At 73.9% G+C, this 9,817-nt stretch carries 10 protein-coding genes; 8 read left to right on the top strand and 2 right to left on the bottom strand.

The window, feature by feature from the left end:
* Positions 1-5: 5 nt before the first annotated feature.
* A complete protein-coding gene (locus tag TPA0908_RS24950) occupies positions 6-1,334 on the bottom strand; it encodes a Gfo/Idh/MocA family protein (RefSeq protein ID WP_281941828.1) in 1,329 nt (442 codons plus the stop codon).
* 238 nt (positions 1,335-1,572) lie between these two features.
* On the opposite strand from TPA0908_RS24950, the gene TPA0908_RS24945 reads away from it, so the two are divergent.
* The 8 genes from TPA0908_RS24945 to TPA0908_RS24910 all read left to right on the top strand — a co-directional run bounded on the left by TPA0908_RS24945 (position 1,573) and on the right by TPA0908_RS24910 (position 9,052).
* A complete protein-coding gene (locus TPA0908_RS24945; protein WP_281941826.1) occupies positions 1,573-2,613 on the top strand; it encodes a LacI family DNA-binding transcriptional regulator in 1,041 nt (346 codons plus the stop codon).
* 97 nt (positions 2,614-2,710) lie between these two features.
* Entirely contained in the window at positions 2,711-4,054 is a 1,344-nt protein-coding gene (locus TPA0908_RS24940) for an ABC transporter substrate-binding protein (RefSeq protein WP_281941824.1), read from the top strand.
* A 26-nt stretch (positions 4,055-4,080) separates the two neighbouring features.
* On the top strand, positions 4,081-5,064 hold the full coding sequence (locus TPA0908_RS24935) for a carbohydrate ABC transporter permease (RefSeq protein WP_281941823.1): 984 nt from the start codon (positions 4,081-4,083) through the stop codon (positions 5,062-5,064).
* Complete coding sequence (locus tag TPA0908_RS24930) at positions 5,061-5,933, top strand: carbohydrate ABC transporter permease (protein ID WP_281941821.1); 873 nt, start codon at positions 5,061-5,063, stop codon at positions 5,931-5,933. Before TPA0908_RS24935 ends, TPA0908_RS24930 begins: the two co-directional genes overlap by 4 nt.
* Positions 5,930-6,556 carry a hypothetical protein gene (locus TPA0908_RS24925; RefSeq protein WP_281941820.1) on the top strand — a complete coding sequence of 209 codons (627 nt, stop codon included), beginning with the start codon at positions 5,930-5,932 and terminating at the stop codon, positions 6,554-6,556. Before TPA0908_RS24930 ends, TPA0908_RS24925 begins: the two co-directional genes overlap by 4 nt.
* Positions 6,553-7,461 carry a DUF6807 domain-containing protein gene (locus TPA0908_RS24920; protein WP_281941818.1) on the top strand — a complete coding sequence of 303 codons (909 nt, stop codon included), beginning with the start codon at positions 6,553-6,555 and terminating at the stop codon, positions 7,459-7,461. The genes TPA0908_RS24925 and TPA0908_RS24920 overlap by 4 nt, the downstream gene beginning before the upstream one ends.
* The gene (locus TPA0908_RS24915; protein ID WP_281941815.1) at positions 7,458-8,441 is read left to right on the top strand and encodes a sugar kinase; all 984 of its coding nucleotides are present in this window, start codon (positions 7,458-7,460) and stop codon (positions 8,439-8,441) included. The genes TPA0908_RS24920 and TPA0908_RS24915 overlap by 4 nt, the downstream gene beginning before the upstream one ends.
* On the top strand, positions 8,438-9,052 hold the full coding sequence (locus TPA0908_RS24910) for a bifunctional 4-hydroxy-2-oxoglutarate aldolase/2-dehydro-3-deoxy-phosphogluconate aldolase (protein WP_281941813.1): 615 nt from the start codon (positions 8,438-8,440) through the stop codon (positions 9,050-9,052). Before TPA0908_RS24915 ends, TPA0908_RS24910 begins: the two co-directional genes overlap by 4 nt.
* Here the strand turns inward: TPA0908_RS24910 and TPA0908_RS24905 are convergent.
* On the bottom strand, positions 9,045-9,809 hold the full coding sequence (locus tag TPA0908_RS24905) for a hypothetical protein (protein ID WP_281941812.1): 765 nt from the start codon (positions 9,807-9,809) through the stop codon (positions 9,045-9,047). The two genes, TPA0908_RS24910 and TPA0908_RS24905, sit on opposite strands and share 8 nt — an antisense overlap.
* Between the last annotated feature and the right edge of the window lie 8 nt (positions 9,810-9,817).

Genomic DNA, 9,817 nt, shown 5'->3' with positions numbered 1-9,817 from the left:
CTCGGTCAGGGCAGGGTGAGCAGGTCGGCGACCCGGACGGGCGCGCCGGTCTCCAGCGAGCGGTTGGCGGCCAGGCCGGTGAGCAGCGCGAGCGCGCCGTCGTACGCGGCGGCGGCGCGGCCGAGCGGGTCGGGTTCGCCGCCGAGCAGCACCCGGGTCATCCGGGCGTCCGCGCCGCCGTGCCCGCGCCGGGTCCAGCCCTCCACTGCGATCTCCACCGGCGGCGCCCAGAACGGGCGCAGCGTGAGCCGGGCCGCGCCGCGTTCCACCGCGGCCTCGTCGCCGTGCAGCGCGGCGCCCTTGAGCGCGGACGCGCCGCCGGGGCTGACGTGGTCGCTCTCGGTGACCTCCAGTTCGAGGCGGCCCCGGCTGCCGTTCACCATCACCCGGTAGCCCTCCCAGGGCGCGTACGCGGTGAGGTGGTAGGTCATGGTCGCGCCGGTGGAGTAGCGGGCCAGCACCGCGAGGTCGTCCTCGATGGTCACGCCGGGGGCGAACACGTTGCGGTCCCGGTGGTAGCCGTCCTCGGCCTCGGCGTCGAGGTACAGCTCACGCAGCCGGGGGTGCTCGGCCAGTCGCAGCGCGAACGGGTCGTCGGCGGCGGCGGGGGCGCCGTGCGCCCGGTCGTAGTCGCGGGCGTAGCCGTGCCGGCGGCCGGTCTCGCCGTAGAAGAACAGCCGGCCGGCCGCGTACACCTCGACCGGTCGGGCGTCCAGCCACCAGTTGACCAGGTCGAAGTGGTGGCTGGCCTTGTGCACGAGCAGGCCGCCGGAGGTGGCCTTGTCCCGGTGCCAGCGGCGGAAGTAGTCGGCGCCGTGCCGCACGTCCAGCAGCCACTCGAAGTGCACCGAGCCGATCTCGCCCACCGCGCCGTCGGCGAGCAGCCGGCGGAGCTGCTCGTGCAGCGGGTTGTAGCGGTAGTTGAACGCGACGGTGACCTGCCGGCCGGTCTCCGCGACCGCGTCCAGGACGCGCCGGCAGCGCGGCGCGTCGACGGTCATCGGCTTCTCGGTGACCACGTCGCAGCCGGCCCGCAGCGCGGCGGTCACGTACTCGTCGTGGGTGACGTCGACGCTTGTCACCAGCACCACGTCGACCCGCTCCTGCGCCAGCATGGTGGCGAAGTCGGCGGCGGCGTAGGTGGGCACCGGCGGGTGGCCGAGGTCGGCGAGCCAGCGGTTGTGCGCGTCCATCCGGGCCTGGTTGACGTCGGCCAGGGCGACCAGCTCGGCGGTGTCGGCGTGGTCGAGCGCGAGCGCGCGGACGAACATCTCGGCGCGCGCCCCGGCGCCGACCAGGGCGTGGCGGACCCGTTTCCGGGCCGGTGGTGACATGACGTCGGCCTCCCGCGGTTCTGCAAAGGTTTGCAGCCGAAGAAACCACGTCGGCCGAGACGTCGTCAACGGTCGATGAACATCCCGCCCTATGAATCCATATTAGTACGTTTTTGTGCGCCCACCGGGAGCGGTACCGCAATCGAGACGTAACAATGGACCGTTGACACCGGCGCAACCGTTTGCATTAATTGGCGACACCCCGTGACCCCCACCACATCGGACGAGGGAGCCCGCCGTGCCAGCCACCATCCGGGACGTCGCCCGGGCCTCCGGCGTGCACATCTCCACCGTCTCCCGCACGTTCTCGGCCCCGCACCTGGTCAACCCGGAGACCCGGGTCCGGGTGCTGGCCTGTGCGGAGGACCTCGGCTACCGGCCCAACCGGGCCGCCCGGGCCCTGATCACCGGCCGGACCCACAACATCGGCCTGATCGTGGCCGACATCGCCAACCCGTTCTTCCCGCCGCTGATCAAGGCCGCGGAGGGACAGGCCCGGCACCGCGACTACCACGTGTTCGTGGCCGACACCAACGAGGACGTGGCCGCCGAGGAGGACCTGGTCCACGCGCTCGCCAAACAGGTCGACGGCGTGCTGCTGTGCAGCCCCCGGATGAGCAACAGCCTGATCGAGCAGGTCAGCCGCGAGGTCCCGGTGGTGGTGATAAACCGCCAGGTCGCCGGCCTGCCCTGCGTGATGATGGACGTCGGGCAGGGCGCCCGTTCCGCGATCGAGCATCTGCTCGGCCTCGGTCACCGGCGGATCGCGTTGCTCGGCGGCCCGCGCGGCTCCTGGACCGCCCGGGAGATGCGCCGGGCCGCCTCGGCGGCCGCCCGGGGCGGCGGCGCCGAGCTGACCCTGCTCGGGCCCAACCAACCCACCGAGACTGGCGGCGGCGCGCTCGCCGACCAGGTACGCCGCAGCGGCGTCACCGCCGTGCTCGCCTACAACGACCTGATGGCGATCGGCCTGATCGAAGGGCTGGACGCGCTGGGGCTGCGGGTGCCGCAGGACGTCAGCGTGGTCGGCGTCGACGACATCGCGCTGAGCCGGCTCACCCGCCCCAAGTTGACGACGGTGGCCACGCCGACCGCGGCCGCCGGCCGGACGGCCGTCGACATGCTGCTGCAACTCGACTCCGACGCGCCGCGTGGCGTGCGGGGCCGGGGCGCGTCGGCCGGCGACCGTCGCACCACCGCACAGGTAATGCTCCAGACCGTACTGGTCGTCCGCGACTCGACCGGGCCCGTTCCCGGTCGGGACGGCACCGGGGCCTGAGCAGGTGGCCCGGGCCCGCATAGCGGTGCGGACCCGGGCGACCCGTGGACGGCCGCCGGTGACGTCGTCGCCTCCCACAGCCGAGGAGTGAGCGCAGATGCACCCCGCAACGCCCCCCACCGCCGGCGCACCCGCCGGGCGGGATCACCGTACCCCCCTGTCCCGACGTCGATTCGTCCGCGGCCTGGCCGTCGTCGCGTTGGCCGCGCCGCTCGCGCTGGGCGCGGCCGGCTGCGGCGACGACGACGCCGCCGGCGACGGCGGCCCGGTCAAGCTCTCCGTCTTCTGGTGGGGCGGCGAGGCCCGGGCCAAGCTCACCGAGGACGCCCTGGCCCTCTACACGAAGAAGCACCCCGACGTGACGTTCGAGAAGACCTGGCAGGCCAACCAGGGCTACTTCGACAAGCTCGCCACGCTGACCGCCGGCGGCAACCCGCCCGACCTGTTCCAGATCGACGACAACTACCTGGCCGAGTACGCCGCCCGCAGCACCACGCTCGACCTGGGCAGCTACCGCGACTCCGGCAAGCTCGACGTGTCGAAGTTCCCGAAGAGCCTGCTGGAGTACGGCGTGGTCGACGGCAAGCTCGCCGGGGTGGCCGCCGGGGAGAACACCCAGGGCCTGGTCTACAACAAGACGCTGCTGACGAAGAACGGGCTGCCGGAGCCGACCACCGGGATGAGCTGGGAGGAGCACATCGCCTGGGCCGAGCAGGTGGCGAAGAAGACGAAGGTGCCCGGCACCCAGGACCCCAGCGCCGACTACAAGGCGCTCTGGGTCTGGCTGCGCCAGCAGGGCAAGGACCTGTACAAGGGCAAGGAACTCGGCTTCACGGTCGAGGACGTGACGAAGTGGTTCGAGCTGTGGAAGGGCGCCCGGGACTCCGGCGCCACCCCGACCGCGGACGTCATCCACCAGGGCAACGCCACCGACATCACCAAGCAGCTCGTGGTCACCGGCAAGGCGGCCACCTCCTGGGTCTGGGCCAACCAGATGCCGGACCTGAAGAAGAACACCAAGGACGAGCTGGGCGTGGTCGCCTACCCCGGTGACCCGAGCGCCCAGTGGGCCCGCGCCTCCATGTACTGGTCGGTGTTCAAGGGCAGCAAGCACCGCGACGTCGCGGTCGACGTGATCAACTTCCTGAACAACGACCCGGAGGCGGTGGCGCTGCTCGGCACCGACCGCGGCCTGCCCTCCAACATGGACCTGCGGGCCAAGGTCAGTGAGACCGCCACCGACCCGGCCATGAAGCAGTCCATCCAGGTCGAGTCCGAGCTGGCGCAGAAGTTCGGGCCGTCCCCGCAGGTCCCGATCAAGGGCCACAGCAAGGTCAAGTCGGAGCTGACCAAGGCCGCCGAGAACGCCCAGTACGGCCGCGCCACCCCGGCCCAGGCGGCGGAGCAGTTCGTCACCGCCTGCAAAGCCGCGATCGCCTGACCCCTCGACGGAAAGGAACCGGACCCGTGGCCCTCACCACGGCGCCCGGCCGGAGCCCGCGAACCGGACCGGTCGGCCCCCGCCCCACGCGGCGCGGGGCCGGCCGGGCCCGGCTCGGCGAGGGCCTGGCAGGGTACGTCTTCCTCTCGCCCTGGCTCATCGGACTGATGGGCGTCACGGCGATCCCCATGCTGCTCTCGCTCTGGCTGAGCTTCACCGACTACGACATCCTCACCCCGCTGTCCGAGGTGCGCTGGGTCGGGCTGGCCAACTACGAGCGGATGTTCACCGCCGACCCGTCGTACTGGCACGCGGTGCGCGTCACGCTGACGTTCGCGCTGGTCGCCGTGCCGCTGAAGCTCGCCGCCGCGCTCGGCGTGGCGCTGCTGCTCAACCGCACCTGGCGCGGCGTCGGGCTGTTCCGCGGCCTGTTCTACCTGCCGTCGCTGCTCGGCGGCAGCGTCGCGCTGGCCATCGTCTGGGTCAACATGTTCAACCGGGACGGCGCGTTCAACTCGTTCCTCGCGCTCTTCGGCATCGAGGGGCTGCCCTGGGTCGCCGACCCGGACTGGGCGCTCCAGACGCTGATGGTGCTGGCGATCTGGCAGTTCGGCGCGCCCATGGTGATCTTCCTGGCCGGGCTCAAGCAGGTCCCGGTCGAGCTGTACGAGGCGGCGGCCGTGGACGGCGCCGGCACCTGGCGACGGTTCCGCGCGGTCACCCTGCCCATGCTCTCCCCGGTGATCTTCTTCAACCTGGTGCTGGAGACCATCCACGGCTTCCAGGGCTTCACCGCCGCGTTCGTGCTCAGCAACGGCACCGGCGGCCCGGTCGACTCCACCCTGATGTACACGCTCAAGCTCTACATCTCCGGCTTCACCGACCTGGAGATGGGCTACGCCTCGGCGATGGCCTGGGTGTTCCTGCTGGCCATCGCGCTCATCACGGCCGTGTTCTTCAGCACCGGCCGGTTCTGGGTGCACTACTCGGACGGAGGGGACGACTCATGACCGCGGTGACCGCCGTCGCCGGCCGCCGCCGCCCGCGCAACCGGCAGGCGCTGCGCCTGGTGGTGCTCGTGGCGATCGTGGCGGTGGTGCTCTACCCGCTGATCTGGATGCTCGGCACCTCGGTCAAGTCGCCGGCCGAGATCGTCAACAACATCGGCCTGCTGCCGAAGGAGTTCACCCCCGGCAACTACGCCGAGGGCTGGACGAACTTCGACGTCAGCTTCGGCCGGTTCTTCCTCAACAGCGCCATGGTCAGCCTGCTCACCGTGGTCGGCAACGCGCTGTCCTGCCTGCTGGCCGCGTACGCCCTCGGGCGGTTGCGGTTCCGGTTCCGCAAGGCGTGGTTCACCGTCATGATCGGCACCCTGCTGCTGCCCGGGCACGTGCTGATCGTGCCGCAGTACATCCTGTTCCGCAGCCTCGACCTGGTCGGCGGCGACTGGCCGTACCTGCCACTGCTCATCCCGCACTTCCTGGCCACCGAGGCGTTCTTCGTCTTCCTCATGGTGCAGTTCATGCGCGGCATCCCCCGCGAACTGGACGAGGCCGCCAAGATCGACGGCGCGTCGCCGTACGGCGTCTTCCGGCACGTGATCCTGCCGCTGAGCCGCCCCGCGCTGGTCACCACCGCGATCTTCTCGTTCATCTGGACCTGGAACGACTTCTTCCGCCAACTGGTCTTCCTGTCCACGCTGGAGGACTACACCGTCCCGGTGGCGCTGACGCTGTTCATCGACTCGACCAGCCAGAGCGCGGTCGGCCCGATGTTCGCCATGTCGGTGCTGTCGCTGCTGCCGGTGTTCCTGTTCTTCCTCGCCTTCCAGCGGATGCTGGTCGAGGGCATCAACACCAGCGGGCTGAAGGGATGAGCGCCGAGGCCCCCCGCCGGGACTGGCGGGACACCGTGGCCGAGGCGGCCGACCTGGCGCTGCTCGGGCTCGCGGTGGCGGCGGCGTCGCTGCCGGTGCTCACGCTCGCCCCGGCCGTCGCCACCGCCTCCGCCGCGCTGCACGACCGGTCCGGCACCGGGAGCTGGCCGCCGGCCCGGACCAGCCTGACCCGGTTCGGCCGCGCCGTGCCCGCCGGCACGGCGGTCAGCGCCGTCGCGCTCGCGGTCGCCGCGCTGCTCACCGTCGACATGTGGGCGCTGGCCACCGGCCGGGTCCCCGGCGGGGGGCCCGCCCTGGCGGTCACCGCCGTCGTGGTCGCGGCCCTGCTCGGGTACGCCGGCCTGGTCGCCGTCGCGGTCGGGCGCACCGGAGGCCGGGGCTGGCGCCGCGCCGCCCGCGAGGTGGCCCGCGTCTGCACCCGACACCCCGGCGGCTGGGCCGCCGCGGCCGGGATCGGCGGGCTCGCCGCGCTGCTCGCCGCGCTCGTCACCCCGGTGGCGGTGCCGATCCTCGGCGGGTACGCCCTCGCCGCGCTGCACGCGGTCGACGCCCGACGCCGGGCGCGCGCCCACTCCGCCGCGCTCGGGCCGGAGGCGTCGTGACCGCCGGTCCCGGCGAGGAGCGGCTGGTCGTGGCCGGGGTCGAGGTGGCCCGCTACCTGGTCCGCCCCGACCTCGACCCGCGCCACGGCCCCCGGCCCTACCTGCATCCGGTGCGCACCCGCGCCGGCACCCCGGTCACCGACGCGCTCCCGGCCGACCACCTCTGGCACCTCGGCGCGTCCCTCACCGTGCCGGACGTGGCCGGCGCCAACTTCTGGGGCGGCCGGACGTACGTGCGCGGCACCGGCTACACCTGGCGGGACGACCACGGCGTCATCGCCCACACCGGCTGGCGGGAGCGGGCCGCCGACCGGCTCGACCACGACCTCGACTGGCGGGACGCCGACGGCCGGACGCTGCTGCGCGAGCACCGCCGGCTCACCGCCGCGCCGGCCGGGGACGACGCCTGGTGGCTCGACCTGTCCGCCACGTTCACGTCCGCCACCGGCGCCGACGTCCACCTGGGCAGCCCGGCCACCAACGGTCGCCCCGGCGGCGCCGGCTACGGCGGCTTCTTCTGGCGGGCGGTCGCCGGCCCGGAACCCCGGGTGTGCACCGTGGACGCGGTCGGCGAGGAGGCGGTCAACGGCTCGGCCGCGCCCTGGCTGGCGCTGTCCGGCACCGCGCCCGGCGGCGCCGCGTACACGTTGGTGTTCAGCGGGCTCGGGCCGGGCGACAGGTGGTTCGTCCGCACCGCGATGTACCCGGGCGTCTGCGTCGCGTACGCGTTCGACCGCCCGGCGGTGGTCGCCGCCGACCGGCCGCGCCGCAACCGGCACCGGGTCCTCGTCGTCGACGGCCACCTGGACCGGGCCGAGGTCGCGGAACGGATGGCGGCTCCCGTGAGCGCGAGGAGTGAGCCGGGGTTGCGAGCCCCGCAGTCGCGCACAAAGGACACACCTTGACCGGCCCGGAGGTCGCCTGCGTGGGGGAGACCATGGTGGTGCTCGCGCCCGACGACGGCGGGCCGCTGGAGCACGCCGACCGGCTGGCGGTCGGCGTCGGCGGCGCGGAGTCCAACGTGGCCATGGGCCTGGCCCGGCTCGGCCACCGCGCCGCCTGGGTCAGCCGGGTCGGCGACGACCCGTTCGGCCGCCGGGTGGTCGCCGAGATCGCCGCCGCCGGGGTGGACGTCCGCACGGTCACGGTCGACCCGGCCGCCCCGACCGGCGTCTACCTCAAGGACCCCGGCCCGGCCGGCACCCGCGTGCACTACCACCGCGCCGGGTCCGCGGCGAGCCGCCTCGGCGCGTCGGACCTGGCCGACCCGCGGCTGGCCGGGGTGCGGCTGCTGCACCTGTCCGGGATCACCGCCGCGCTCTCCGACTCCTGCCGGGAGTTGCTCGCGCACGCGCTGACCGGGCGGGCGCTGCCCGGGGCCCGGACCACGTTCGACGTGAACCACCGTCCGGCGCTCTGGCCCGCCGACCGGGCCGCGCCGGCGCTGCGCGACCTGGCCGACCGCGCCGACGTGGTGCTCGTCGGGCTGGACGAGGCGGCGACGCTGTGGGGCAGCGCCGACCCGGCCGCCGTCCGCGACTTGCTGCCCGGGCCGGAGCTGGTGGTGGTCAAGGACGGGCCGGTCGGCGCGACCGCGCTGCCGCGTAGCGGGCCGGCGGTCTTCGTGCCGACGCCCCCGGTCGACGTGGTGGAGCCGGTCGGCGCCGGGGACGCGTTCGCCGCCGGCTTCCTCGCCGGGCTGCTGCGCGACCTCGACCTGTGCGCCTGCCTGCGGATGGGGCATCTCACCGCCGCGCCGGTGCTGGCCACGCCGGGCGACACCGCGTCGCCGCCCGATCCGGCCGGGATCGCCCGGGCGCTGGCGCTGACGGACCGGGAATGGGCGGCGCCGGCGAGGCGCCGCGACGAAGGGAGCGGCACATGACCGAGCACGACTTCGCCCCGCTGTTCGGCGACGGGCGGGTCATGGTGATCCTGCGCGACCTGCCGCCGGAGGAGACGGTCCGGCTCGCGGAGCTGGCCTGGGATCTCGGGATCGACGTGGTGGAGGTCCCGATCCGTACCCCCGCGGCGGTGCCCGCGCTGAGCGCCGCGGTCACCGCCGGACGTCGCCGGGACCGGCTCGTCGGCGCCGGCACGGTCCGCACCCCGGCGCAGGTCCGCCAGGCGATGAGCGCCGGCGCGGCGTTCACCGTCGCCCCCGGCCTGGACCTGGTCGTCGCGGACACGGCGCGCGGCTACGGCATCCCGCACCTGCCCGGCGTGGCCACCCCGACCGAGGCGCAGCGGGCGCTCGACCACGGCCTGGTCTGGCTCAAGGCGTTCCCGGCGGTCAGTCTCGGCCCGGCCTGGTTCCGGGCGGTCGCCGGGCCGTTGCCGGAGGCACGCTTCGTGGCCACCGGCGGCATCGACGCCGGCAACGCGGGCGACTTCCTGGCCGCCGGCGTACGCGTGGTGGCGGTCGGCTCGGCGCTCACCGACCCGGCGCAGCTCCCGCGCCTGGCGGCGCTCGCCACCGGCGACCCGGTCAGCTGACGGTGCGGCCGGACGTCGTCGCGGTGGTCCGCACCGCCTTGACGATCGCCGGGATCGAGCCGACCAGCAGCACCAGCGCCCAGATGACCGCGACCACCGCGAAGACCACCGCGCCCAGGTCGTCGACGACACTGACCAGGATCACCGGCACCAGGCCGTGCAGGAACTGCAACACCACGGTGCACAGCAGCGTGGTCGACGCCAGCAGCACCAGCCCCTTGTTGCGCAGGAAGCGCGGCTGCGCGGCCAGCAGCAGCCCGGCCCAGACCAGCTTGAGCAGCAGCGCCAGCCCGAGCAGCACGGCCGCGTCGCCGACCGGGAAGAACCCCCACACCGCGAGGTACGCCAGCGTGCCGAACGGGACCGCCAGGAACAGCGAGACCATCACCGTCAGCTCGACGAACGCGACGACCAGCAGCACCAGCGACACCACCAGCAGCACCACCGAGAAGACCAGCGTGGCCGCGCCCTGCACCCGGCCCTGGACCCGGTCCGGCAGCACCAGGCTCAGCGCGAACAGCCCGGTGGTCCAGAGCGCCACCACGTCGATCAGCGCCAGGTAGCCGGTGCCCCGACCGGACGGCTCGGCCACCGCGCCGACGTCGCCCAGCTCGACGCCGAGCCCGCCGGCGCTGTCCCGCAGCGCGGCGCCCGCGTCCCCGCCGCCGGTCAGCGCCGCCGCGCCCAGCTCCACGCCCACCACCAGCGCCACCGCCAGCAGCGCCAGCAGCAGGAACGGCTTCCGCAGCTCACCCATGTCGCGCC

This window comes from Micromonospora sp. AKA38, from assembly GCF_027925725.1.
GTDB lineage: Bacteria > Actinomycetota > Actinomycetes > Mycobacteriales > Micromonosporaceae > Micromonospora.
The sequence above is the reverse complement of the archived record's forward strand: the minus strand, read 5'-3'. Positions and strand labels throughout refer to the sequence as shown.